Annotated in this window: 22 protein-coding genes and 1 pseudogene; 12 read left to right on the top strand and 11 right to left on the bottom strand. The window is 74.3% G+C overall.

Features of this window, described 5'->3' with window-relative positions:
• Nucleotides 1–208: 208 nt before the first annotated feature.
• A complete protein-coding gene (locus ABD223_RS17045; RefSeq protein WP_344037222.1) occupies nt 209–2,227 on the top strand; it encodes a neutral/alkaline ceramidase in 2,019 nt (672 codons plus the stop codon).
• 119 nt (nt 2,228–2,346) lie between these two features.
• Here ABD223_RS17045 and ABD223_RS17040 read toward each other — a convergent pair whose 3' ends face one another.
• On the bottom strand, nt 2,347–2,619 hold the full coding sequence (locus tag ABD223_RS17040; protein ID WP_344037221.1) for a hypothetical protein: 273 nt from the start codon (nt 2,617–2,619) through the stop codon (nt 2,347–2,349).
• Between the two features lie 42 nt (nt 2,620–2,661).
• Complete coding sequence (locus ABD223_RS17035) at nt 2,662–3,477, bottom strand: alpha/beta fold hydrolase (protein ID WP_344037220.1); 816 nt, start codon at nt 3,475–3,477, stop codon at nt 2,662–2,664.
• A gap of 106 nt (nt 3,478–3,583) precedes the next feature.
• On the opposite strand from ABD223_RS17035, the gene ABD223_RS17030 reads away from it, so the two are divergent.
• On the top strand, nt 3,584–4,396 hold the full coding sequence (locus ABD223_RS17030) for an alpha/beta fold hydrolase (protein WP_344037219.1): 813 nt from the start codon (nt 3,584–3,586) through the stop codon (nt 4,394–4,396).
• Nucleotides 4,397–4,459: 63 nt separating this feature from the next.
• On the opposite strand, the gene ABD223_RS17025 is transcribed toward ABD223_RS17030, so the two are convergent.
• The 3 genes from ABD223_RS17025 to ABD223_RS17015 all read right to left on the bottom strand — a co-directional run bounded on the left by ABD223_RS17025 (nt 4,460) and on the right by ABD223_RS17015 (nt 9,544).
• The gene (locus ABD223_RS17025) at nt 4,460–7,819 is read right to left on the bottom strand and encodes a CHAT domain-containing protein (protein ID WP_344037218.1); all 3,360 of its coding nucleotides are present in this window, start codon (nt 7,817–7,819) and stop codon (nt 4,460–4,462) included.
• A 275-nt stretch (nt 7,820–8,094) separates the two neighbouring features.
• Nucleotides 8,095–9,159, bottom strand: a complete 1,065-nt coding sequence (locus ABD223_RS17020; protein WP_344037217.1) for a serine hydrolase domain-containing protein — start codon at nt 9,157–9,159, stop codon at nt 8,095–8,097.
• Nucleotides 9,160–9,295: 136 nt separating this feature from the next.
• A complete protein-coding gene (locus ABD223_RS17015; RefSeq protein ID WP_344037216.1) occupies nt 9,296–9,544 on the bottom strand; it encodes a DUF6098 family protein in 249 nt (82 codons plus the stop codon).
• Between the two features lie 60 nt (nt 9,545–9,604).
• On the opposite strand from ABD223_RS17015, the gene ABD223_RS17010 reads away from it, so the two are divergent.
• The 3 genes from ABD223_RS17010 to ABD223_RS17000 are packed head-to-tail and all read left to right on the top strand — an operon-like array spanning nt 9,605 to nt 13,206.
• Nucleotides 9,605–11,113: an FAD-dependent oxidoreductase gene (locus tag ABD223_RS17010; protein ID WP_344037215.1), complete on the top strand. Its 1,509-nt coding sequence runs from the start codon at nt 9,605–9,607 to the stop codon at nt 11,111–11,113.
• Nucleotides 11,113–12,183 (top strand): carboxylate-amine ligase, encoded by a 1,071-nt coding sequence (locus tag ABD223_RS17005; protein WP_344037214.1) that lies wholly within the window; start codon nt 11,113–11,115, stop codon nt 12,181–12,183. Before ABD223_RS17010 ends, ABD223_RS17005 begins: the two co-directional genes overlap by 1 nt.
• Before the next feature lie 9 nt (nt 12,184–12,192).
• Nucleotides 12,193–13,206, top strand: a complete 1,014-nt coding sequence (locus ABD223_RS17000) for an iron-containing redox enzyme family protein (protein ID WP_344037213.1) — start codon at nt 12,193–12,195, stop codon at nt 13,204–13,206.
• Here ABD223_RS17000 and ABD223_RS16995 read toward each other — a convergent pair.
• The gene (locus ABD223_RS16995) at nt 13,203–13,394 is read right to left on the bottom strand and encodes a CDGSH iron-sulfur domain-containing protein (protein WP_344037212.1); all 192 of its coding nucleotides are present in this window, start codon (nt 13,392–13,394) and stop codon (nt 13,203–13,205) included. The two genes, ABD223_RS17000 and ABD223_RS16995, sit on opposite strands and share 4 nt — an antisense overlap.
• Nucleotides 13,378–14,025, bottom strand: a complete 648-nt coding sequence (locus ABD223_RS16990) for a HemK2/MTQ2 family protein methyltransferase (protein ID WP_344037211.1) — start codon at nt 14,023–14,025, stop codon at nt 13,378–13,380. The genes ABD223_RS16995 and ABD223_RS16990 overlap by 17 nt, the downstream gene beginning before the upstream one ends.
• Nucleotides 14,026–14,130: 105 nt before the next feature.
• Between ABD223_RS16990 and ABD223_RS16985 the strand changes: the two genes are divergently transcribed.
• On the top strand, nt 14,131–14,958 hold the full coding sequence (locus tag ABD223_RS16985) for an alpha/beta hydrolase (RefSeq protein ID WP_344037210.1): 828 nt from the start codon (nt 14,131–14,133) through the stop codon (nt 14,956–14,958).
• Between the two features lie 84 nt (nt 14,959–15,042).
• On the opposite strand, the gene ABD223_RS16980 is transcribed toward ABD223_RS16985, so the two are convergent.
• Both ABD223_RS16980 and ABD223_RS16975 read right to left on the bottom strand, forming a co-directional pair.
• Nucleotides 15,043–15,474 carry a PPOX class F420-dependent oxidoreductase gene (locus ABD223_RS16980; protein WP_344037209.1) on the bottom strand — a complete coding sequence of 144 codons (432 nt, stop codon included), beginning with the start codon at nt 15,472–15,474 and terminating at the stop codon, nt 15,043–15,045.
• On the bottom strand, nt 15,471–16,382 hold the full coding sequence (locus ABD223_RS16975; protein ID WP_344037208.1) for an NAD(P)-dependent oxidoreductase: 912 nt from the start codon (nt 16,380–16,382) through the stop codon (nt 15,471–15,473). The genes ABD223_RS16980 and ABD223_RS16975 overlap by 4 nt, the downstream gene beginning before the upstream one ends.
• Before the next feature lie 50 nt (nt 16,383–16,432).
• On the opposite strand from ABD223_RS16975, the gene ABD223_RS16970 reads away from it, so the two are divergent.
• The 4 genes and pseudogenes from ABD223_RS16970 to ABD223_RS16960 all read left to right on the top strand — a co-directional run bounded on the left by ABD223_RS16970 (nt 16,433) and on the right by ABD223_RS16960 (nt 19,940).
• On the top strand, nt 16,433–16,870 hold the full coding sequence (locus ABD223_RS16970) for a MerR family transcriptional regulator (RefSeq protein ID WP_344037207.1): 438 nt from the start codon (nt 16,433–16,435) through the stop codon (nt 16,868–16,870).
• A gap of 81 nt (nt 16,871–16,951) precedes the next feature.
• Nucleotides 16,952–17,398 (top strand): annotated as a pseudogene (locus ABD223_RS43550) (DUF6359 domain-containing protein); the annotation flags it as partial.
• A complete protein-coding gene (locus ABD223_RS16965) occupies nt 17,384–18,166 on the top strand; it encodes an endonuclease I family protein (RefSeq protein WP_380647706.1) in 783 nt (260 codons plus the stop codon). The pseudogene ABD223_RS43550 and the gene ABD223_RS16965, both read left to right, overlap by 15 nt.
• Before the next feature lie 526 nt (nt 18,167–18,692).
• A complete protein-coding gene (locus ABD223_RS16960; protein ID WP_344037205.1) occupies nt 18,693–19,940 on the top strand; it encodes a nucleotide sugar dehydrogenase in 1,248 nt (415 codons plus the stop codon).
• Nucleotides 19,941–19,958: 18 nt separating this feature from the next.
• Here ABD223_RS16960 and ABD223_RS16955 read toward each other — a convergent pair whose 3' ends face one another.
• Together ABD223_RS16955 and ABD223_RS16950 are read right to left on the bottom strand one after the other, a co-directional pair.
• Nucleotides 19,959–20,855 carry a sugar phosphate isomerase/epimerase family protein gene (locus ABD223_RS16955; RefSeq protein ID WP_344037204.1) on the bottom strand — a complete coding sequence of 299 codons (897 nt, stop codon included), beginning with the start codon at nt 20,853–20,855 and terminating at the stop codon, nt 19,959–19,961.
• Between the two features lie 83 nt (nt 20,856–20,938).
• Nucleotides 20,939–21,976 (bottom strand): Gfo/Idh/MocA family protein, encoded by a 1,038-nt coding sequence (locus tag ABD223_RS16950; RefSeq protein WP_344037203.1) that lies wholly within the window; start codon nt 21,974–21,976, stop codon nt 20,939–20,941.
• A 472-nt stretch (nt 21,977–22,448) separates the two neighbouring features.
• On the opposite strand from ABD223_RS16950, the gene ABD223_RS16945 reads away from it, so the two are divergent.
• Complete coding sequence (locus ABD223_RS16945; protein ID WP_344037202.1) at nt 22,449–22,988, top strand: hypothetical protein; 540 nt, start codon at nt 22,449–22,451, stop codon at nt 22,986–22,988.
• Complete coding sequence (locus tag ABD223_RS16940; protein ID WP_344037201.1) at nt 22,985–24,388, top strand: CoA transferase; 1,404 nt, start codon at nt 22,985–22,987, stop codon at nt 24,386–24,388. The genes ABD223_RS16945 and ABD223_RS16940 overlap by 4 nt, the downstream gene beginning before the upstream one ends.
• Nucleotides 24,389–24,503: the final 115 nt, after the last annotated feature.

The following is a 24,503-nucleotide window of genomic DNA, read 5'->3' as shown; positions in this document are numbered from 1 at the left end:
ACCCCGGATCCCGGCGGCCGGCACCTCGGCCGACCCGTTCGTGACCCGCCCAGGGCATTTACCACCCGTACTGGTGGCGTCACTTTGAGTGAATGAGGCCCCTGCCCCGATCGCGTGGCACCGGCTTCGGGGTCGACTTGCCGGAGAGGGCGCTCCCCACTACGGTCCGACGAAAGTGAAGAGCTTTCGCGTATTTCCGGGAGTGCGCATGAGGGGTTCTCGTCGTTCGCTGGTGCCCACCGCGCTGGTCGCGGCCCTGGTCGTGGTCGGTTTGCCCGCCGCCCACTCCCAAGCTCAGGACCAGCCCTACCTGATCGGGCGCGGCATCTCCGACGTGACCGGGCCCGCCGCCGAGAACGGGATGATGGGCTACTCCTCGTTCGACCAGAAGACCACCGGCATCCACCAGCGCCAGCGGTCCCGCGCCTACGTCGTGGTCGACCGGGCCACCGGTGAGCGGGTCGCCTACGTCAACGCCGACCTCGCGATGATCTTCCGCGCCGTGCAGGAGGCCGTGCTGGACCGCCTGCGGCCCCGCTACGGCGACCTCTACACCCGCGAGAACCTGCTGCTGTCCGCCACCCACACCCACGCGGGCCCCGGCGGCTACTCGCACAACCTCGCCTACAACCTGTCGGTCCTCGGTCTCCAGCCGCAGGCGCTGAACGCCATCGCGGACGGCATCACCGAGTCGATCGTCGAGGCGCACGAGGACCTCGCGCCCGGTGAGCTGTCCCTGGGGCGCGGGCAGCTGACCAACGCCAGCGTGAACCGCTCGCGCACCGCGTTCGAGCGCAACCCGGCCGCCGACAAGGCGCACTTCCCGAACGCCATCGACCCGGCCGTGACCGTGCTGAAGTTCCGGCGCGGCGGCGAGGACGTCGGCGCGATCAGCTGGTTCGCCACCCACAACACGTCCCTGACCAACGAGAACACGTTGATCAGCCCGGACAACAAGGGCTACGCGTCCTACCAGTGGGAGCACGACGACGAGGGCGTGCGCTACCTCGACGACCGGCCCGGCTTCGTCGCCGCGTTCCCCAACACCAACGCGGGCGACCTGTCGCCGAACCTCAACCTGCGCCCCGGCTCCGGCCCGACCGAGGACGAGGTGGAGAACACCCGGATCATCGGTGAGCGCCAGAACCGCAAGGCGCAGGAGGTGTTCGCGGGCCCGCAGCGGGCCGTCACCGGCGGCGTCGACTCCCGGATGCGGTTCGTGGACATGTCCCGGGTCGCCGTGGACGGCCGCCACACCACCGACGGCCGACCCGGCACCACGTGCTCGGGCGTGGTCGGCGCGTCCACCATGGCGGGCAGCGTGGAGGACGGCCCGGCGCTCCCCGGCTTCAGCGAGGGCATGCAGAGCCCGCTCAAGGCGCTGTTCGAGCCGTTGGACGTCGAGGTGCCGCAGTGGCTGCGCGACTGCCAGTACCCCAAGGCGTCCCTGGTGCCCACCGGGCTGGTGGGCGCGACGCCGGACGTGCTGCCGCTCCAGGTCGTCCGCATCGGACCGCTGCACCTGGTCGCGGTGCCCGCCGAGGTGACGGTCGTGGCCGGCCTGCGCATCCGGCGCGCGGTCGCCGAGGGCGCGGGCGTGCCGCTGGAGGACGTGCTGGTCCAGGGCTACGCCAACGACTACAGCCAGTACGTGACCACCCCGGAGGAGTACGACCTCCAGCAGTACGAGGGCGGCTCGACGCTGTTCGGCCGCAACACCCTGCCCGCGTACCAGCAGGAGTTCGGGGAGCTGGCCGAGTCCCTGCGCACGGGCGCGCCGCTCGACCCCGGCCCGACGCCCGGCGAGCCGCCGTTCACCGGGATCAACCTCCAGACCGGCGTGGTGTTCGACGACAAGCCGCTGGGCAGGTCCTTCGGCGACGTGCTCACCGAGCCGGCCGCCGAGCACACCCGGGGCCAGACCGCCACGGCCGTGTTCGTCACCGGGCACCCCAAGAACAACCTGCGCCGCAACGGCACGTTCCTGGAGGTCCAGCGGCTCGTGGACGGCCGGTGGACCCGCCACGCCGACGACGGCGACTGGTCCACCCGCTACCGCTGGCAGCGCGAGGGCGTCGCCAACTCGACCGCCACCGTCACCTGGGCGATCCCGGCCGACACCCCGGCCGGCACGTACCGCATCGTCCACCACGGCGACTGGAAGAGCGGGTGGACCGGCGCGATCACGCCGTTCACCGGGGTGAGCCGGGCGTTCACCGTGAGGTGACGCCGGGTTCGACGGGATCCCGTTCCAGGGGGACGCGCACCGCGACGTCCCGCTGGAGCGGCCTGGGTCGACGGCGGCGAACCCGTTGTGACCGCGCGTCCTCCGCGACGGGCGCGGCGCTACCGGTCACCGGGGGCGCGGCCGCGTGACCGGTCCTCCCGCTCGTCGTCGAGCGGCAGGGCGGCGGCGGGGTGCTCGACCAGGGCGAGCACCCTGCTCGCCATGAACCGCGCCGTGCGCACCGGGACGCCGGTGCGCGTGACCTCCACGACCTCGACGACGCCGCGGCCGACGCTGATCTCCACGCGCCGACCGGACCGGGTGGCCACGATCTCGTAGGTGCGGGTCGTGTCACCGGCGTCGACCACGATTTCGACCCGATCGCCCTTCACACCCCTGATGCCAGCGAGCCGGTGGGCGAAGGGCAGCCCCCATCAGTGCAGGTCGGCGAGGAATTCGGCCAGCACGGCGGCGAACTCCTCCGGCGCCTCCTCGTGCGGCGCGTGCCCGGCGCCCGGCAGGACCCGCACCTCCCCGCGCCAGAGCGTCGGCATCGGGACCGCGCGCAGGTAGTCCAGGCTGACGAGCTGCTCGCCCTCGCCGTGCAGGACCGCCAGCGGCCGCGTGAGCCCGGCGACGACCGCCACCTCGTCGGCGAACCGGCCCGCGCCGAGGCTCGCCTGGAGACCGGCGCGGGCGGCGCCGTCGGTGGCGAGGACGTCGGCGACGAACCCGGCGGTCGGGTACGTCGAGCCGGGGGCGAGGAAGCTGGTCGCGTACGCGCGGGCGGCCTCGTCGTCCACCTCGGCGCTGAAGCCGGTGTTCACGGCCGGGTTCGGGAGGAACGCCTCCGCGAGCTGGGCGGGCGAGCCGACCGGCGGTGTCCCGAAGACCACGAACCCGGGTGCGCCCGGCAGCCGCGGCGCCGCCTCGATCGCGATGTGCCCGCCGAGGCTCCAGCCGACCACGACGGCGTCCTCGGCGCCGGTGGCCGCCACGAAGTCGACCAGGTTGGCGGCGTAGCCCGGCAGGGAGTAGGCCTCCGCGACCGCGGCCGGCGGGGACCCGCCGTGTCCGGGCAGGTCGAACGCCAGGCACCGGAACCGCTCGCCGAAGGGGCCGTCCAGGAGCGCGCGCCAGGTGCGGCTGGAGGACGAGTTGCCGTGCACCAGGACGACGGCCCGCCCGGTGCCGGGCGACTCGCGGTACGCGAGTTCCTGCCCGCCGACGGTGACGCTCTTCTCGACCAACGGATGGTCCCCTCACTCAGGTGGTGTTCTCGCCGGTAGCCTCTCACCCCGCCGCCGGGACGAGCCGGGGGCCGTCGTCGGGTTCGTGCGCGCATAGGCTTCGACCGTGCCCTTCACCACGACCCCGGACGGCGTGTCCCTGCACTACGAGACCGCCGGCAGCGGCGAACCGCTGCTGCTGCTCGCCGGCCAGGCGAACAACCACCACTGGTGGGACCCGGTGCGGGCGGACTTCGAGGCCGCGTTCACCGTCGTCGTGCTCGACTGGCGGGGCACCGGCGCCAGCGACCACCCGGACAACGACACCTACAGCACGCGTGGTTTCGCCGCGGACGCGCTGTGCGTGCTCGACGCGCTGGGCGTCGACCGCGCCCACGTCTACGGCACGTCGATGGGCGGCCGGGCGGCCCAGTGGCTGGCCGCCGACCACCCGGCCCGCGTCGACCGCCTCGTGCTCGGCTGCACCACCCCCGGGCGGCGCGGCGTGCCGCGGGCGAACGAGGTCAGCCGCTCGCTCGCCCAGCGCGACGCGGAGGCGGCCCGGCGGGCGCTGCTGGAGCTGATGTACACCCCGGCGTGGCTGCGCGAGCACCCCGGCCCGTTCACCACGCTCGGCGACCCGGCCATGCCGCCCCACGCCCGCCGCCGCCACTTCGCCGCGAGCGCGTCCCACGACGCGTGGGACGCGCTGCCGTCCATCACCGCGCCGACCCTCGTCGTGCACGGCGCGGACGACCGCTTCAACCCGGCCGCCAACGCGCCGCTGCTGGCCGAGCGCATCCCCGACGCCCGCCCGCACCTCATCCCCGGCGCCCGGCACGCCTACTTCGAGGAGTTCCGCGCCACCGCGAGCCCGCTGGTGCTCGACTTCCTGTCCGGGAAAGGGGAACGCGCTTCCTCGGGCGCGGCGGGGAACTAGCGCCCGCGGGTGAACACCTCGGTGTCACCACACGTGCGCCACGCCTCCGCCCGTGCTCCCGGCTTACGCGCCCACGTGCAGAAACCCTGCCCAGAGGGCGGGGGCACGCGGGTATGCCCCCCGCACCCGCCGCACCGCCTCGTCCACCGCGGAGGCGCCCAACTCCACCCGTGCCCCGGTCCGACCGCTGTCCGTGAGCCGTGAGTGGACAGCGGTGGCGACCCGGGTCGCGATCCGGTCGCGGACCGGCCACAGCGTGCCGATCACCTGCCGGTACCCGGCGAGTTGGAAGGCGGCGGTGATGTGCAGCGCCTCGTCGACGAGCAGGGCCGGCCCGAGGGTGGTCTCGCACGCGGACAGGTAGGCGAGTTCCGCCCCGGTGAGCCGGAGCGCGGAGATCCGGCGGAGCGTGAGCGGGTCGGTCGTGTGGTCGTGGAGCAGCAGCGTGGCGGCGGCCGGGTCGTCCCGCCCGCTTCGGCCGTGACAGGCCAGGTGCGCGATGCGGTGCCGGGGCAGCGCGGCGAGCACCGTGCGGCTGGTCGCGTCGGGGCCGGTGAGGACGCGTGAGCCGGGGACCATTCGGCTGACGCGATCCGCCTCCGCGCTCACCCCGGGCAGGTCGGGGGCGTGGGGGGTGCGGGGCATCGCGACGATCAGCATCCCGTCGGAACCCGTCCGGTTCGCCGGGCGGCGTGCGTGCCGCAGCGCACCGAGCGTCGGTGTGTACGACGAGATGACGCGATCCAGCAGGTTCGCCTCACCGGCGCCGTGGCGACCGGCCGCGTGCAGGGGCAGGTGCGCCAACGCGCCGACGGCGCACCACCACAACCGCGGCCGGTCCGGGCCGGTCGGGCCGAGCGCTGCCAGGACGGGCTCGGCGACGGCGTCCCACAGCCAACCCAGCACGGTGGTGAGGACGGGGTCGGACGGGTCTTCCAGTGCCGCCGGCAGGCGTCTGACGTGCTCCGCGACCGCGACGGAACTCAGCAGGGGCAGGGGAACGAGCCGGGGCGCGCGGTCCGGCCCTGGTAGCACGACGGCATCGGACCTGCGATCACCGGCGATCACGAAGACGACGGGCCCTTGGTCGGCGACGGCGCGGAGGTCGGCGAACGACGGCGGCCGGAGGAACCCGCCCAACCCCGGGCGTGACCGGATGCGGGTCAACAGCGCTTCCCAGTCGTTCGCGAGCCGCCGCCGGCGGTTGTCGTCGTGCTCGGCGATCCTGTCGACGCCGGCGAGTGGTTCGGCGGTGGCGTCCCGGCCCGTGGCCTCGATGCCGGCCACGACCACGAGGGGAGCGGCGTCGGCGCCCTCGACGGCGTCGAGCGCGTCCCGCAGGTGCAGGAAGTCTTCTTCGAGATCCGGCGCGTTCGCCCGGAGCGCGCTCAGATCGCCATGCGCGTCCATGCCCTCGGCGAGCAACCGGCCCCGTGCCGCTTCGAGCAACTCGACGGCCCGCTCGACGTGGCCGGCGTCGAACGCGGCCGCGGCGGCCTCCGCTGGCAGCCCCGCGATCCCGCCGAGCCCGAACTCCCGGTCGACGCGTGCCAGCCGACGCGGTGACACCTGTGGCAGGAGCGCCACCGCCGACTCGTGCGCGGCGAGCGCGGCAGCGGTGTCGCCCGCGGTCGTGGCCGCCCACGCCGCGCCGCGCGCGGCGGTCACCCGGATCCCGGCAGGGGCGCTGTCCGCACCGGCGGCGGCGGTGTGCGCGGACCGGGCCTCGTCGAGTGCCGACGGGTCACCGGTGCGGCCGAACAGGAGCTGCGCCGACGCGCCGAGCGACGTCAGCCGCACGGCCCGGCGGGGATGCCCGTCGGGCGTGGCCACGACGGCCTGCCGCAACCTCACGACACTCTCGGTCAGCGCTTCCCCGCTGCCGTCGTGCAGGAACACCGCCCGCAGCGCGGCGCCGAGGTTGTGGACGTGCCCCGCGAAGTCCGGGTGGTCCGACGGCGTGCCGGCGACCGCCCTGCGCGTGATCTCGACCGCCTCGCGGAGCGCGGCCTCGTCTCCACCGCCGGCGTAGGTGGCGAGCAGTGCCGAGCCCAGGTTGTTGAGCACCACGGCCGACTCCGGGAGATCCGGCGACATGGCCTCCTCGGCCTGCCGCAACACCTCCACCGCACGGGCCAGGACCCGCTCGTCGCCGGTGCGCGTGACGAGCGCCCGGAGCGCGTTCCCGAGGCCCATGAGGTAGATACCCCGGCAGGGGCGATGGCGCGGCGTGCCGGCGACCGCGGCTTCGGCGGAGGTGACCGCGTCGTGCAGGACGGCGAGCTCACCGGTCCACTCGAAGAGCTGGAGGTGGACGACCCCGAGCAGGTGGAGGTGCATCGGCCGGCGCGCGTGATCCGGTGGGGTGGCCGCGATCGACCTCATCGCGACGTCGACGGCCTCCCGCAGGACGGCCTCGTCACCGGTGCGGCCGAACAGGCCGGCCAGGCCGGCGGCGAGGCCGTGCAGGTGCAGGGCGCACGGGACGCTGCCGACCGCCGATGCCGCCACGGCTCGCCGACCGACGTCCACCGCCTCCCGCGCCAACGACGTGTCGGCCGACCGGGTCGCAGCCATCCGGAGCGCCACCCCGAGGTTGTTGAGCGCCGCGGCACGGTCCGGGTGGTCGCCCGGGGTGGCCGCGACCGCCCGCCGCAGGGCGGAGACGGCGACCTCGATCCCAGGCCGTGCGGAGGAGCGCAGCGCCCGGGTCAACAGCGCGTTGCCGTGACTGCCGAGGAACATCGCGTGGTCGGGCTCCCCGGGTCGGGACGCCGTCACCGCCAGGCCGAGCAACTCGACCGCCGTGTCGAGGTCGTGGTCGTCGCGCGCCGGTCCCGACCTGATCCGCAGCACGACACCGAGCGTGTGCCGCGCCAGGGCGAGGTGCTCGTGCGCCGTGGTCACGGCGGGCCGCAGCACGTCGACGGCCTCGTCGAGCGCCTGCGGGTCGCCGGTCCGCTCGTACCAGGACCGCAGTGCTTGACCGAGGTGGACCCGGATGCCGCAGGCGTACGCGTCGGTGGCCGGCGCGGCGGCCACGACCACCCGCAGGTTGGTCACGGCCTCCCGCAGGAGGGCGTCGTCCCCGTCCGCCTGCGCGGCCAGGAGCAGGCAGCCCCACAGATCGGCCAGGAGGACCCGTTCGAGCTCGGGGACGGGCCGGGACTCCAACGCTTCGTGGAGCCGTTGGACGGCGTCCTGGAGCGCCCACCGCTCGCCGGTCCGCTCGAAGACCAGGCGCAGCCCGGCGGCGAGCGCCTGAAGGTACCCGGCCCGGTCCTCGTGCCCAGGGGGGAGCCGCTCCACCGCCTCGATGAAGAACCCCACGGCTGCCTGCAACGACTCGACCTCACCGGTCCGCCGGTAGTGGTACGCACACCGGAGTCCCCGCTTCACGGCGTCCCGCGCTGGTCCCGTCATGGGCGCACCCCCTCGCACAAGTGCAGCAGGACCGCGGGCCCGGGGCAATGGGCGCCGGCTCCCGCGACGACGCCCTCGCAGGGACTTCGGCCCTCTCGGCGGAGGAAGACCGGTGGCTGGGTCGAGCACGCGAAGTGGGTCAACCGCCACCGCGGTTGACCCACCGGCCCCCGCGGGCGCCGTGCCACGATCCAGGCCACCGAATCGCCTCGACCTGCACGCCCGCGTGCCGGCTCCGAGCTGACGAGAGGGTCCGGGGGAAGCACCCCCGGACTTCAGCAGAACACTTCCTCCAGCAACTCCTGGCGACCGCTGATCGGCCCCTCGTCCGGCGCCCACGTCACCGACAGGGTCAGCCGCGTCCGGGTGTCCGCGGTGCTCACCGTCGTGCTGACGTAACCGTTGAGGTTCCCGTTGTGCCCCCACACCGGCGCGCCGCACGACAGGTCGTAGGTGACGATGCCCAACCCGCGCCCGTCGAACGTCGTCAGCAGGTCCCGCTGCTGGGCCGGGCGCAGCAGCCGGCCGTCCAGCAGCGCGTCGGTGAACCGGGTGAGGTCGGCCGTCGTGGAGATCATCTCGCCCGCCGCGCCGATGAACGACGGGTCGATCTCGGTGATGTCCAGGACCTCGCCGTCGAACCGGTAGTAGGCGCGGGCGTGCGGACCGGTGATCCGGGCCCGCGTCCCCGGCAGGGACGTGGCCCGCAGGCCCAGCGGCAGCAGGACCCGCTGCGTGATCTCGTGCGCGTAGGACCGGCCGGTGACCCGCTCGACGACCATGCCCGCGATGACGAAGTTGGTGTTGTTGTAGCCCGAGGTCGTGCCGGGCTCGAACTCCAGCGGCTCGGTCGCGATCAGCGCCACCAGCTCCTCCGGCGCGAACGGCCGGGAACCCGCGTCGGGCGGCAGCAGGGCCATGTGGTCGGCGAGGCCGCTGCGGTGCTGGAGCAGGTGCCGCACGGTGATGCGGTCGCCGTGGGCGAGCAGGCCCGGCAGGTAGCGCGAGACGGGCGCGTCCAGCTCCACTTCGCCCTCGCCGACGAGCTGGAGCACCACGGTGGCGACGAAGGTCTTGGTGATGCTGGCGATGCGGAACCGGCCATCGGTCGGCACCGGCCGCGGCGAGTCGATCCGCGCCGTGCCCGCGCGGGCGGTGAACTCGTGCCGCCCCTCGACGACCCGCACCTGCGCCCCCTGCGCGCCGGTTCGGGTCATCTCCTCCAGTAATCGCTGGACCACCCGGCGGTCGACCCGGTCCCCGCCCGGTTCGGCCACCGCGGTCCCACCACCGGCCAGCGCGATCGCGCCGGCCAGGGCGACCACTCTCCTGATAATCAACTGGTCCCTCCCTGAAAGCGTCGAGAACACCTCCAGGATGCCGAGGAGCGGGCGGGCACGCCGGGAGATCCCCCCGGGGCGAGGCGGCCTGCGTGACGACGAGGTCCTCGCACTCCGCCGGCACCTCGTCCGAGATTCACCCGATCGGTGGAGGGCGCCGCGCCGGCGGCTCGGTGCCCGGACCCCGGCCGACCTCGGCGCCTCCAGCACCCACGGCCGGCGAGTTCGCCGACAGGCCGGGCAGCGCGCCGCCGGTCAGCCCGTCGCGGCGGCACCGCCCGCCGTCCGCGTCCGGGCCGCGCGACCAGCGCACGAACAGCTCGGTCGCGGGCGCCCGTTCCCCCACCAGGGCGGTCAGTTCATCAAGGTCGGTGAAGGTGCGCATGAGCCCTGGATATCCCGTCGGCACAGGTTCGAACACCGGTGTCGCGGGTATGGGTCAGGCATGACGGAAGCCACCACCACGGCCCGGCACTCGCTGTGGTCCGAGACCATCCCCCACGGGCGCCACCCCGCCCTGACCGGCGAGACCGAGGTCGACGTCGCGGTCGTCGGCGGCGGCATCACCGGCGTGACCACGGCCCTGCTGCTCAAGCGCGCGGGCCTGCGCGTGGCGCTGGTCGAGGCCGACCTGGTCGGCGGTGGCGTCAGCGGCAACAACACCGCCAAGGTCACCGCCCTCCAGTCCACGATGTACACCAAGCTGGTGGCCAAGCAGGGCGTGGAGGCGGCGTCCGACTACGCCGCCGCGAGCCTGGCCGCGGTCGGGTTCGTCGCCGCGCTGGCCGAGACCGAGGGCGTCGACTGCGACCTGCGCCGCCGCCCCGCCTACACCTACGCCCTCACCGGGGACGAGCTGCCCGCCGTCGAGCGGGAGGCCGAGGCCGCGCTGCGGGCCGGGCTGCCGGTGGTCGTGGACCGGGGCGAGCTGATGGGCGTGCCGTTCGAGGTCGCGGGCGCGGTGCGGCTGGACGACCAGGTGGTCTTCCACCCGGTCAAGTACGTGCGCGGGCTGGCCGAGCGGATCGACGGCGACGGCAGCCGCGTCTACGAGAACAGCCGCGTGCTGCGCGTCGAGGAGGGCGACCGGGTCCGCGTGCGCACCGCGTCGGGCGCCGTCGTCGCCGACCGCGCCGTGATCGCCACGCACTACCCGATCCTGGACCGCGGCCTGTACTTCGCCCGCCTGGAGGCCATGCGCGCCTACTGCGTCGCGGCCACCCTGCGCTCGGGCGAGCCCCCGACCGGCCTGGCCATCAGCGCGGGCAGCCCGTCCTGGTCGCTGTCCACCGACGGCGAGCGGCTGATCGTGTGCGGGCAGGGCCACGCCACCGGCTCGGAGGAGGGGCAGCCCTACGACGAGCTGGTCAAGTTCGCCCGGGAGCACTGGGACGTCGCCGAGATCACCCACCTGTGGTCCGCCCAGGACGCCGTGCCCTACGACAAGCTGCCCATGATCGGCCCGTACACCCCGGGCAACCGGCGGCTCTACGGCGCGACCGGCTACCAGAAGTGGGGCCTGTCCAGCGGCACGATCGCCGCCATGCTGCTGAGCGACCTGGTCCGCGACCGGGACAACGCCTGGGCCGAGCGGTTCAGCCCGCACCGGCTGTCCCTGAAGTCCACGCCGACCCTGGCGAAGATGAACGCCAAGGTCGCGGCGGACTTCGTCGGCGACCGGCTGCGGACCGCGGACGTCGACTCGGCGGCGCAGGTGCCGCCCGGCGAGGCGCGGATCGTGCAGCACGGCACCGACAAGCTCGGCGTGTTCTGCGACGAGGACGGCGGCGTGCACGCCGTGTCGGCGCGCTGCACCCACCTGGGCTGCCTGGTGCGGTTCAACGACGCCGAGCGCAGCTGGGACTGCCCGTGCCACGGCTCGCGGTTCGACGTGGAGGGCAACGTGCTGGAGGGGCCCGCGACGGAGCCGCTGGAAAGGCACGACCTCACCTGATGACGATCGGTGTCGAGGAGGAGTTCCTGCTGGTCGACCCGGTGACGCGGCGACCGGTGGGGCGCGCGGAAGAAGTGCTGGCGCGCGTCGCGCCGCACGACCTGCCGGCCGGGGCGAAGGTGCACCGAGAGCTGATCGGCACGCAGGTGGAGTTCGCCAGCGGCGTCTGCGACGACCTGCGGGAACTGGGTGAGCAGCTGGTGGCGGGCCGCCGGGCGCTCGACCGGGCCGCCCGCGCCGAGGGGCTGCGCCTGCTCGCGACCGGCACCCCCGCGCTGGCGGACCCGGCGCCGCCGCTGAGCCGCGGCGAGCGGTTCGGCGTGATCGAGGACATCTACCGCGGCCAGGTCTCCGACTACCAGTGCTGCGGCTGCCACGTCCACGTCGGCGTGCCGGACCGGGACACCGCCGTGCACGTGGTCAACCACCTGCGGCCGTGGCTGCCCACGCTGCTCGCGCTGGGCGGCAACTCGCCGTTCCTGGCGGGCCGCGACACCGGGTACGCGAGCTGGCGGGTGGTGGAGCAGGCGAAGTTCCCCGGCGCGGGTGTCACGCCGTACTTCAAGACCGCCGCCGAGCACGACGCCGCGGTGGACCGGCTGGTCGACTGCGGCGTGCTGGTGGACGCCACCCAGACGTTCTGGCTGGCCCGCCCGTCGCCCCGGTACCCGACGGTGGAGGTGCGGGTCGCGGACACCGCGGCCACCGCCGCCCACGCCGTGCTCCAGGCCGGCCTGACCCGGGCGCTGGTGCGCACCGCGCTGGCGTCCGGCGCGCCGCCGCCCGAGCCGGACGAGCAGGTGCTGGCGGCGGCGGTGTGGTCGGCGGCCCGCCACGGCCTGGACGGGCCCGGCGTCGACCCGCTCGCCGGTCGCCGGGTGCCCGCCGCGGAGCTGGTGGAGGCGCTGGTCGCGCACGTGTCCGACGAGCTGGGCGACGACGGCGACGTGGTGCGGTCGCTGCTGCGCGACGTCTCGGCCGGCGGCACGGGCGCGCGGCGGCAGCGGGACGCCGGTGGCCCCGACGCGGCCGTGGACCTGCTCACGTGCATCGTCACCGAAAGTGGGTAGTCAACGCGCATGACCTCTTTGGACCGGGCCGTCGACTCGGCCGTGCTGCCCGCGCCGCGCGGGCCGTTGTCGGCGGCGGTGCTGAACGCCCTGCGCGGCGCTCCACCCGCCGTCGACCTGCCGTCGGACGTCACCGCCGACCCCTACGGCGAGGACCTCCAGCTGGCCCTGCACGTCTGCTACGAGCTGCACTACCAGGGCTTCGCGGACGTGACGGAGGACTGGGAGTGGGAACCGGAGCTGCTGCGCTTCCGGGCCGTGCTGGAACGAGCCTTCCTGGACGCGCTGCGCGCCGACGTGCCCGGCGGCGACGACATCGAGGGCGTGCTCGACGAGTTGCTGGTCGAGCCGGTCGACGGTGCGGGCGTGAGCCACTTCATCAAGGACCGCGGCGAGTGGTGGCAGGTGCGCGAGTACTTCGCGCTGCGCTCCATCTACCACCTCAAGGAGGCCGACCCGCACGCCTGGGTGATCCCCAGGTTGCGCGGCAAGGCCAAGGCCGCGCTGGTGGCGGTGGAGTTCGACGAGTTCGGCGGCGGCCGTGGCGACCGGATGCACTCGCAGCTGTTCGCGAACCTCCTCGTCGGCGCCGACCTCGACCACGGCTACCTGCACTACCTGGAGCACGCGCCCGCGGTCGTGCTGGCCACGGTCAACCTGATGTCGATGTGCGGCCTGCGCCGGTCGCTGCGCGGCGCGCTGGTCGGGCACTTCGCCGCCGCCGAGATCAGCACCGCGCCCAGCGCCGCCCGGATGGCCAAGGGGTTGGAGCGCCTCGGCGCGCACCCGGACTGCGTCGAGTTCTTCACCGAGCACATCGAGGCGGACGCCGTGCACGAGCAGATCATGCGCCGCGACGTGATCGGCGACCTGCTCGACCGCGAGCCGGAGCTGACCGGGTCCGTGGTGTTCGGCGTGCAGGCCACGGAGCTGCTGGAGGCCCGCCTGGGCGAGCACCTGTTGCGGGCGTGGGAAAAGGGGCAGACGGCGCTGCGCCTGCCCCTTCAGCCGCTCGGGTCCTAGCGCCGTTTGCGGTGGCTCGTGTCGCACAGCGGGTAGCGCTTGCTGCGGCGGCACGAGCACACCGCGACGACGAACCGGTCGGAGCTGACCACCGTCCCGTCCTCCATCCGCACCTCGACCGGCCCCTCCACCAGGATGGGCCCGCCGGGCACGACGGTCACCTCACGCGCGTCACGTCGCGTCGGCACGGATCACCACCAGTTCCTCGTGCTGCTGTCCTTCTTCGATGAGCCCCTGTTCGAGCAGCCACGGCGCGCGAGCGCGCATGACCGGTCCGAAGGGGATGGTCCGGCGCGCCACCACGGCCGCCTTCAACCCGCCGCCGCGCAGCTGCCGGAGCGTGACGTCGGGGTCGCACAGCTCGGAGTGCACGATCAGGCCCACGCCCCTGGCCGCCAACAGGAGCGGCAGCACCGCGCACAGCCGGTCGAGCACCGAGCGCCCCCGCGCCCCCGCGTCCCAGGCCCGCTCGCAACCGCGCTCGGGCACGCTCGTGCTGGGCACGTAAGGCGGGTTCGCGGTCACCACGTCGAACTCGCCGGTCCCGACCAGGTCGCCGAAGTCGCCGTGCCGGGCGCGGACGGGCACGCCGCGCAACCGCCCGTTCACCCACGCCGCGACCACCGCGCGCCGACACCGGTCGACCGCGGTCACCTCGTCCGCACCGGCCCGGCCGGCGGCGACCGCCAGCGCGCCGGTACCCGTGCACACGTCCAGCACCCGCGCACCGCGCGGGATGCCCGCTTCCGCCAGAGCTTCGGCCATGAGCCAGGTGTCCTCCTGCGGGCGGTACACACCGGGCGGCCTCCACAACCACATAGGACAGTGGTTCCCGGCGCGCGGTTCGGCAAACGAACACTCGCACGGATGTTCAACCACCCCACCGGGTGGGAACCCCGGGTTCCCGGACGTGGAGGTGTTGCTATGGGCGTCGTGGAAGCAGCACGTGCCGCTGCCAGGGAACAGGTCCTGGTGGCCATGCTGGACATACCTCGTCTGCTGGCGCACCCGGCGTGGCGCGCCGGCGACCCGGACGAGGGCAGGGGCGTCGGGGTCCTGCTCGTGCCGGGGTTCGGCTTCGGCGACCTGAGCCTGCACCTGACCGGCACCTGGTTGCGCAACAGGGGCTACGTGCCCACGGGGGCGCGCATCGGGCTCAACGTCGGGTGCACCACGGAACTGGTCGACCGGCTGGAGGAGCGGCTGCGGGCGCACGTGGAGGCCACGGGCGGGCCGGTCGTGCTGTTCGGCCAGAGCCGCGGCGGCGGCCTGGCCAGGTTGCTCGCGGTGCGGCGACCGGAACTGGTCCGCGGCCTGGTGATGGTGGGCAGCCCGGTGCTGGACACCCTGGGCGCGCACCCGAGCGTGGTGCGGGTGGCGCGGCTGTTGGCGCGGCTGTCCGCCGCGGGCCTGCCGGGCCTGCTGGACGAGGACTGCTTCGAGGGCACCTGCTACGACACCAACTCCGAGTCCATGGCCCGACCGCTGGAAGTGCCCGCCCTGGCGGTGTTCTCGCCCAACGACCTGATCGCGCCGCCGGAGCTGTGCGCCGACCCGTGCGCGGAGTGCGTCGAGGTGGGGAGCACCCACACCGGCATGGCCCTGGACCCGGAGCTGTACGAGCTGCTGGCGCCCAGGCTCGCGGCGTGGGCTCGGGCGGGGGAGGACGCAGCGGGGGACGACGCCGCGGTGAGGGAGGCCGCGGTGGCGGAGGAGACCCGCGAGTCGTTGTCGCTGGCGAGCACGGCGTGACGTGGTCCCCCGGTACGAGGGGGACCACGTCGACGAGGCGTCCGCGCGCGCCGAGCTGGACAGCGTGGCCGCCGGGGAACGCGGTCAGCCGATGTCCGCGCCGTACACGTGGTCGACCGCCATCTTCATGAGCACCCTGCGGTCGGACACCATCACCGACCGGTACTCGTCCCAGTCCGGGTGCTCGCCCGCGGCGAGGCGGTAGTACTCCACCAGCGCCTCGACCTCGGGACCGCGGGGGTCGGCGCCCGGCCCGATCAGCGTCACCGAGCCCTCGGCGGTGGCCCACGCCCGGCCGTCGGCGCGGGTGACCTCCAGCGCGGCGCGGGGGTCGCGCCGCAGGTTCGCCGTCTTGGCGCGCCCCTCGGTCATGGACACGTAGAGGACCTCGTCGTCCCGGTCGTAATAGGGCATGACCGGGGAGAGCTGGGGGCGGCCGTCCGACTTGATGGTCGCGAGGACGCCCAGCCTGCTCTCCGCGAGCAACGCGCGCGGGTCGAAAGGACCTTCGGTCACGACCGCACCTCCACGGGTCGGCGGAACTGCTCGATCACCGCAGCGTAGCCGCTGTCGCCGTGCCCGGAGGCCACCGCGCGGTCGACCAGGGCTCGGAACAACCGGGGCAGCTCGGTGCTCACGCCCAGCGACTCGTTCTCCTCGACGAGGTGCTCGATCGCGGCCAGGTGCGTGTCGAGGGTGGCGTCGAGGGGTTGGCGGGAGCCGTCGTCGAGCTGCCGCGCGTAGGCGGGCAGCCAGCCGGCCACGGTGGTCAGCAGGGTGTCGGCGTACGGCGTGAACGCGGCGGCTCCGACGCCCGCCGCGCCGAGCAGGGCCGTGCCCTGGAGGAAACCGTTGAGCGCGCCCCACATCATGCCCAGCAGGGCCACGTCGTGCAGCGCCGACAGGCCGTGGTCCTCGCCGAGGTGGGTCGTGCCCGCGCCGAGGAGTCGCAGGACCGGTTCGTGCTCCTCGAAGGCGGACCTGGGCCCGCTGTAGAGGAGCACCGCTCCCGCCGTGCCGATGGCCTGCGGCACGGTCATGATCGCGCCGTCGAGGTAGGAGCCGCCGTGCCGCGCCGCCCACCCGGCGGTCTCCCGGGCCTGGGCCGAGGTGCCGGAGGTCAGGTTCGCCAGGACCCGGCCGTCGAGGAGGTCCCCCAACGGGTCGAGCAGGTCGCGCACCGCCCCGTGGTCCGAGACGCAGACGACCACGAGGGGGCTCGCCGCCACGGCGTCACGCGGGGAACCGGCGAGTTCCGCGCCCAGCGCGACCAGGGGCGCCGCCTTCTCCGGGCTGCGGTTCCACACGGTCGTGGGGTGCCCGCCGCGCAGGAACGCCTCGGCCAGCGCGCGGCCCATCAAACCCAGGCCCACGACCGTCACGGGAGTGGGGTGGTCGGTCCGGGGACGTCGTTCGGTGTTCATGGCAGGATCATCGACCTTCACACCGGTATGAAGGTCAAGGGGGAACAGGCGTGCTGATCGGGGAGCTGAGCCGGCGGACCGGGGTCCACGCGCACCAGTTGCGCTACTACGAGGCGCAGGGCCTGCTGGAACCCGGGCGGGGCGCCAACGGCTACCGCGAGTACGGCGACGACGCCGTGGTGACCGTGACCCAGATCAGGAAGCTGCTCGACGCCGGGCTGTCGACCCAGGAGATCGGGTTCGTGCTGCCCTGCGCGACCGGCGCGCTCCCCGAGCTCGAACCCTGCGCCGAGCTGCTGGACGGCCTGCGCGCGCGCCTGCGCGAGATGGACGAGCACATCGACACGCTCACCAGGTCCCGCCGGACCCTCCAGGAGTACCTCGTCGCCACCGAGCGGCGCGGCTCGCGGCGGGACAGCTCGAAGCAGGGCGGCTCGAAGCGGAGCGGCTCGCTGCGACGCGCCGCGCCGTCCCAGCGGAGCTGCTGACCACCGCTCTGTGAATGGTCAGCCCCGAAGGTTTGGTGATCATTAACTCTGACGTGTTATTTCCCGTGCGATCCTGCCTGGGTGCGGTCACCCTGCGACGCCGCACAGGGGAGGAGACACGCGATCGTGAAGAATCGGTCCCTGCTTCATCCGATTGCTCTCGTGGTGGCCGCCGTCGCGGTGGCGGCCGCCCTGGTTGCCCCGGCGGCGTCGGGCGCCGCACCGATCACGGTGGCGGCGGCCATCGGGCAGCAGAACGGCGCGACCGCGACCGTGCGCGGCTACGTGGTGGGCCAGCCGACCGCCACCACCACGGTGGTGCGATCGGGCTTCCCGTCGGACTACGCGGTGGCGCTGGCCGACTCGCCCACCCAGACCGGCACCGGGCAGATGCTGTACGTGCAGGTCACGACGTCCCTTCGGGCGCAGTGGGGGCTGAAGAGCAACCCCGGCCTGCTGGGCAGGCAGGTCGACGTCACCGGCGTGCTGGGCGCGTACTTCTCGCACGCGGGCCTGACCTCGACCACGGCGTTCGCCTTCGCCGGCGGCGCCGCGCCGACGACGACCACGACGTGGACCACCGCGCCCACGACCACCGCGCCCGGCGGGGTGGACGACTACTACCGCGACGCGCTGGGCAAGTCCGGTGCGACGCTGAAGTCCGCGCTGCACGGCATCGTCCGCAACCAGACCCGGCTGTCCTACGACCAGGTGTGGGAGGCGTTGAAGGTCACCGACGAGGACCCGGCCAACCCGAACAACGTGGTGCTGCTGTACTCGGGGCGGTCACAGGCGAAGTCGACCAACGGCGGCGACGCGAACGACTGGAACCGGGAGCACGTCTGGGCCAAGTCGCACGGCGACTTCGGCACCGCGACCGGACCGGGCACCGACGTGCACCACCTGCGGCCGGAGGACGTGTCGGTCAACGCCAACCGGGGCAACAAGGACTTCGACGCGGGCGGCTCGGTGGCGAGCGAGGCGCCGGGCAACTACACCGACGGCGACTCGTGGGAGCCGCGCAACGCGGTGAAGGGCGACGTGGCGCGGATGCTGTTCTACATGGCGGTGCGCTACGAGGGCGGCGACGGGTTCGCGAACCTGGAGCTGAACGACCGCGTGAGCAACGGGACGCAGCCGTACCACGGCCGGTCGTCGGTGCTGCTGCGGTGGCACGCGCAGGACCCGCCGGACGCGTTCGAGAAGCGGCGCAACCAGGTGATCTTCGACCGGTTCCAGCGCAACCGGAACCCGTTCATCGACCACCCGGAGTGGGCGTCCTCGATCTGGAGCTGACCCCGGCCCAACAAACCCTCGCGCACGGCGGACGGCGGCGTGGACCCGGTCCACGCCGCCGTCCGCCGTGCGCCGGTCGCCGAACGCGGCGCACGGCGCATCTTGTCCTTTGTGGACGGTAGGGTTAAGAAGGCCTCGCCGGAGGCGGCGATCCCGATCGGGCGACCGTCGAACGGATTCCCAGACTGAATTCCGCCTTAATGCGGTCACGGAAATGGCCATAAACCCACCGTCGCACAACCCCCGCCGCCATCACCCGGTTCCGTGAACCAGCCGTCTCCCGACCGGGCCGCCGTTACAGCAACAGCCGTCCCGTCAGCCGATGGGATGAACGCGGTCACACCTGCCACGACCTGTCCGGGTGATGTTCGAGTTCACCCCTACCTCCAGCACCGGGTCGCTGTTAGCTTGCCGCCAGCAATTCGTCTTCGTGAGGAGTCGACGTGAAAGCCGACCTGACCGACACCCGGACCTGAACCGCGTGCCGACCACCCGCACCCCGCCCGATGCCGTGGAAAGGGCGCGCGTGTCCCTCGACCTCGTCGTCGTCGGGGTCGGCTACGTCGGCCTGCCGCTGGCCGAGGCGGCCACCGCCGCGGGCCTGGCGGTGGCCGGTCACGACATCGACCCGGCGGTGGTGGCGACCCTCGCCGCGGGCCGTTCGCACGTGCCCGACGTCCCGGACGAGCGCCTGCGGTCCATGCTGGCCAAGGGCTTCACCGCGACCGGCGACCCCTCGGTCGTCGCCACCGCCGCCGCGGTCGTCATCTGCGTGCCCACCGGCCTGGACGCCGACGGCCGACCCGACCTGGGCGCGGTGCGCGCCGCCGCGACCGCCGTGTCCGACCACCTGCGGCCCGGCACGCTGGTGGTGCTGGAGTCCACCAGCTACCCCGGCACCACCGACGAGGTGGTGCGACCGATCCTGGAGCGGCACGGCCTGGTCGCCGGCGAGGACTTCCCGCTGGCGTTCTCGCCCGAGCGCGTCGACCCGGGCAACCCGCGCCACACCCTGCGCACCACGCCCAAGGTGGTCGGCGGCCACACCCCGCTGTGCGCCAAGCACTGCGCCACCTTCTACAGCCGCTTCGTCGACCGGGTCGTGGTCGCCCGCGGCACCCGCGAGGCCGAGATGGCCAAGCTGCTGGAGAACACCTACCGGTACGTCAACATCGCGCTGGTCAACGAGGTCGCGGTGTTCTGCGACCGGCTCGGCCTGGACGTGTGGGACGTGCTGCGCTGCGCGGCCACCAAGCCGTTCGGGTTCGAGCCCTTCACCCCCGGGCCCGGCGTCGGCGGGCACTGCATCCCCGTCGACCCCCGCTACCTGCTGGACAAGGCCCACCGCGAAGGCGTCCGGCTGGGCGTGGTCGAGGCCGCCCGGCAGGTCGACCGCGCCATGCCGGACTACGTGGTGGCGCGCACCGGGCGGCTGCTGGCCGGCGCGGGCAAGGGCATCGCCGGCGCGCGGGTCCTGTTGCTGGGCGTGACCTACAAGGCCGACGTGCCCGACACCCGCGAGTCCGCCGCCCTGCGCATCGCCGCTCGGCTGCGCGAGCTGGGCGCCGCGGTGTCCTACCACGACCCCGTCGCCGGGCGGGTGCCCGAACTCGGGCCGCAGGTGCCCGACCTGCACTCCGCGCTGCGCGCGAGCGACGCCACCGTGCTGCTCGTCGCGCACCGCGACTACGAACCGGACCGCCTGGCCCGGGAGGCGGTGCTGCTGCTCGACGTGACGGGCAGCGTGCCGGGGGAGGAGGTCGACCGCCTGTGACCACCGGGGGCGCGCCGGTCACCGCAGCAACCCGGCCATCGCCCGACCGGCCGCCACGAACGCCGCCGCCGCGCCGGGCGCCAGGACGCCGGACTCGTGCGGGCGCAGCGACACGTGCGGCTCCAGCGACCACGCTCCCCGGTAGCCGTGCGCGCGCAGCAGCGCCACGCAGTCGGCCACCCGCGCCCCACCGGTGCCCGGCGGCACGAACCGGCCGCCCACCGCGTCCTTGACGTGCACGTGCGCCACGTGCCCGACCACCTCGCGCAGCAGCGCGTACCCGTCGTAGCCGTGGGCCGCGCCGTTGCCGGTGTCGAACAGCAGCCGCACCGCCGGGTTGTCCACCGCGGCCAGCAGCTCCAGCGCCCGTTCGGCGCTCGTGCCCGCCCACCCCGAGCAGTTCTCGTGCAGCAGCACCACCCCGGCCCGCGCGGCGCGCTCCGCCAGCCGCGACACCCGCCCGACGACCTCGTCCCGCCACCGCCGCTCCGGCAGGCCCCGGTTGGGGTAGGACATGATCCGCACGTAGCGGGTGCCCAGCTCCGCGCACCGGCGCAGCAGCACCTCCAGCTCCGCCAGGTCCACCGGGAACGGCGTGTCGACCGGTCGCGCCCACCCGCCGATGCGCGAGTCCAGGCACACCACCCGCACCCCTCGCCCGGCCAGCGCCCCCGCCACCGCGGCGAACGCGGCGTCATCCAGGTCGGCGACCGCGCGCCCGTCGACCGTGCGCAGCTCGACGTGCGACCAGCCCAGCTTGGCCAGCACCGCCAGCTGGGTGGCCAGGTCCGGCCCGGCCTCGTCGGTGATGCCCGCCAACACCGGCTCGACGGCGCCGCGCGTCACCGACCCGCCGCCCACCGCGTCCCGCGCCGACCTGTCGCTCCGCCCGGCCCTCACCGACCCGCCGGCCACCCAGCCCCCTCACCGCACCACCGGCCACCAGCCACCCGCGCCCCGCCCGCGCCGAACCGCCGTCGTCCCGCGCGGTCACCGGCTCAGCGGACGTGCGCCGCCACCACCCGGCCCGGCGACTCCGCTCGGGCCGCGGGCACCACCGGCTCCGCGCAGATGTTCTTGGCCACCGACAGCAGCTGCACCACGTCGGTGGCGAAGGCGAACCCCCGCGCGTGCTGGTCGCCGGAGGCGTGGAACAGCCGGTAGGCCCGGATGACCCACTCGGTCAGCGAGTCGTCCCGCAGCACCTCGTGCTCGCGCCGCCCGTTGATCGTGACGGTCAGCTGCGAGTGGTCGTCGTCGTCGCTGACCGCGAAGTGGCCCACCGCGACGCCCCGCTCGAACTCCACGGTGATCCGCCGCTCCCGCACCGGCGAGGTCAGGTCCGAGCTGATCTCCGTGCGCACCCCGTTGTTGTGCCGCAGACCCACCCGCGCGCCGCCCATCCTGGGCACCACCGCGTCGCCCACCACCAGGTCGAACCCGGCGGCGTGGGTCACCCGGGCGCTGCCCGCCAGCCGCAGCGCCAGGCCCACCCCGTGCGGCAGCTCCACGTCGAACGCGGTCGGGTGGCTCGGCGTGGTCAGCGACCGGCGGAAGCGCGGCTTGTTCTGCACGATCGAGATCGACCGCGGCTCGCCCAGCGACGCGCTCCGCACCAGCCCGATCAACCGCTCGGTGAGCGCGCTGGTCAGCCACGGCTCCACCACCGCGACCCGCAGGCCGTGCTTGCGGCGCAGCCTGGTGATCCGCGCGAGGTCGTCGGTGTCCGCGGCCAGCGGTTTCTCCACGATCACGTTGCGGAACCCGCGCTCGGCCAGCTGCGCGACCACCTCGGCCCGCACCGTCGGCGGCGTGCACACGTGCGCCACCGTCTCGGCCGGGTCCAGCAGCGCGGCCGCTTCGGCGAGGCTGCCCACCATCGCCAGGCCCGGCCGCTCCGCGGGCAACCGGCTCGGGTCGCACGCGACGACCGGCCGGTCGTCGAACAACTGCCTGACCGAGGCCCGAGCCCTGGCCAGCACCGGCAGGTGCAGGTCCGCCCCGGCCCGCCCCAGCCCCACGACGAGTGTCCGCACCAGAGAGCCCCGCCTGTCCCGTGTTGTCGCAGAAGACGTCAAGAATATCGACCGGAATACTCGCCGATTACGTTAGTCGGCGATGTGCCGACGTTGTCAACACCGCGACGGCGAGTTGACCAGGAAGAGTGAACTGGCCGGTGCCCCAAGGCTCCCCGTGATGCCTGACATACGCTCGCAGTCGGAGTGACGACAGCGGAGGTGAGGACGCTGACCGTGCCATTCTTCACGCAATCGGCGACATTTCCGGATTTGCGGGAGACTGCTCGGCCGCACATTGCCGCGGCGGTCGAGAACGTCCGGTTCTCCAGTCGGGGCGAAGCGCTCGAATTAAAAAGCGAGCCCGCCTCGTGAGCCGGCGCGCTCGTCCTCCCGCACCGCCGGTCACGCGGACCACGCGAGCGACCGGACGACCTCCACCCCTACCGTGCGGTCAGGCCGGCCGCCCGCCCGCGCCCAGGAGGCAGCAAGCATGAAACCCCGTGACACGGGCGCGCCGTTCGACGAGGTCGCCGCGCGCCGCCCGCGCACCGCCGCGCACCCGGACCGGCCTGTCACCACCGCGCCCGGCGCCGGTCGGCTCCGCCACCCCGACCCGCCAACCCGCTCCACCGCCCGCCGCCGGGACCCGCGGCAGCGGGCGGTGGGCGCGACCACCCGCGCCCCCGACCGCGCGCCGGTCGTCGAGCACCACCGCCGCCCGTCCGCCGCCCACGACCCGCTGATCCCCACCCGCCGCGCCCGGCGGTGCCCGGAGGACGGCGCGCACCGGCTCTCCGCCCGCGCCGGTTCCGCGCCGGCCACCGACGTGGCGCCCGAGCGCGACGCCGTGCCGCCGGCCCCCGGCGCGCGGGACCGCGAAGCCACTGTCACCGCGAGGCCGGCCGAGGCGGGCCCCCGACCGGTCCCACGCCGCCCGCGGCGGATGGGTGCACGGGCGCTGCCGGTCGACCAGAGGTGCGCGGAGACCTCACCGGTGGCGCACCCGGTGCACGGGCGGGAACCCGCATGACCACCTCGACGCTGGCGGCCGTGCCCTGGTCCGGGCCGGTGGACCTGAAGCTGGGCGGCGAGCTGGACGTGCAGGCGGCGTGCGGGCTCATGCACGTCCACGGTCGCCGCTTCGGGCGGCCCACCCCGCTGGGCCTGGACTACGCCTCGATCCTGGCCGGCGAGCTGTTCGCGCTCGGCGCCGCGGCGCTGGAGCCGGCCCGGCTGCGCGGGGCGGCCGTGCGCTCGGTGACCACGTCCGTCGCCCAGGCCGCCCTGCTGGCGGTGTCGCAGTACCTGGCCGCGGCCACCGCGGACGACCCGGTCGGGCCCTTCGACGTCGGCGGGCCGCCGTTCGTGTCCGGCGACGGGGTGGCCTTCGAGCTGGAGGCGTCGGACGCCGAGGTGTGGCGGCGCTTCTGGACCGCGCTGCACGCCGACGCGCGGGCGGTGGCCACGTCGTGGCGGCCCTTCGCCGACCGCTTCGCCACCGCCACCTGCCCGCTGCCGCCCGAGCTGACCGGGGTGACCGCGCGGCTGCCGGTCCAGGTGCTGGAGCGCGCCGCCGCCTCCACCGGGATGAGCCTGGTGCGGGTGGCGAACCGCGTCCTGGACCACCTGCCCGCCTACCGGGTGGCGGAACTGCCCGGCGCGGCGGGCCCCGAGGTGCCCGCGCCGCGCGGCGCGCTGCCGCTGTCCGGCCTGGTCGTGCTGGAGTCGTGCCGGGGGGTGCAGGGCTCGGTGGCCGGGCACCTGCTGCGGCAGCTCGGCGCGGTCGTGGTGCGCGCCGAGCCGCCGGGCGGCGACCCGGCCCGCGGCGCGGCGCCCGTGGTCGACAGCCGGACCGGCCGGGTGTCGGCCCGGTTCCACGCCCTCAACCGGGGCAAGCGGGTGGTCGAGGTCGACCTGACCACCGTGGCCGGGCGGCACGAGCTGCTGGACCTGGCCGTCGACGCCGACGTGTTCCTGCACGACTGGGGTCCCGGCGAGGCGGAGCGGTGGGCGCTGCGGGCCCGCGACGTGGCCAGGGCGCGGCCGGGCGTCGTCTACGCGCACGCCTCCGGGTGGGGCGACGAGCTGGGCGACCGGCCGCCGCTGGGCGCCGACTTCGTGGTGCAGGCGCACGCCGGCGTGCCGCCGTCGCTGATGACCCTTCTCGACGTGTTCGGCGGCGTGGTGTGCGCGCGAGGAGTGGTGGACGGGCTGGCGCGGCGCGTCCGGTCCGGCACGGGCCAGGAGGCGCGCTCCTCGCTGCTGTCCGCGGCGTCGCGGCTCAACGCGCGCGCCACCCGGCGCTGCACCGCGCCGCTGACCTCGCCGGTGTGCACCGACCTCGCCGACCTGGCCGCGGACCCCGGGTTCGCGCGGGTGCTGGTGCGGGACGGGTGCGTGGTGGCGAGGTCGCCGTGGGAGTTCTCGTGATCGGCGACCTCAGTACTCCACCGCCGGGTAGGTCTGGACGACCGACGACACCGGCACGGGGGACACCGCCAACCCCAGCACGACGGCGACCACCGCGACGAACCCGCGCAAATGC

The sequence above is a fragment of the Saccharothrix xinjiangensis genome, from assembly GCF_039527585.1.
In the GTDB taxonomy this organism is placed as follows: Bacteria; Actinomycetota; Actinomycetes; order Mycobacteriales; family Pseudonocardiaceae; genus Actinosynnema; species Actinosynnema xinjiangensis.
Note: the sequence above shows the minus strand (reverse complement) of the source record. Positions and strands in the feature narration are given on the sequence as shown.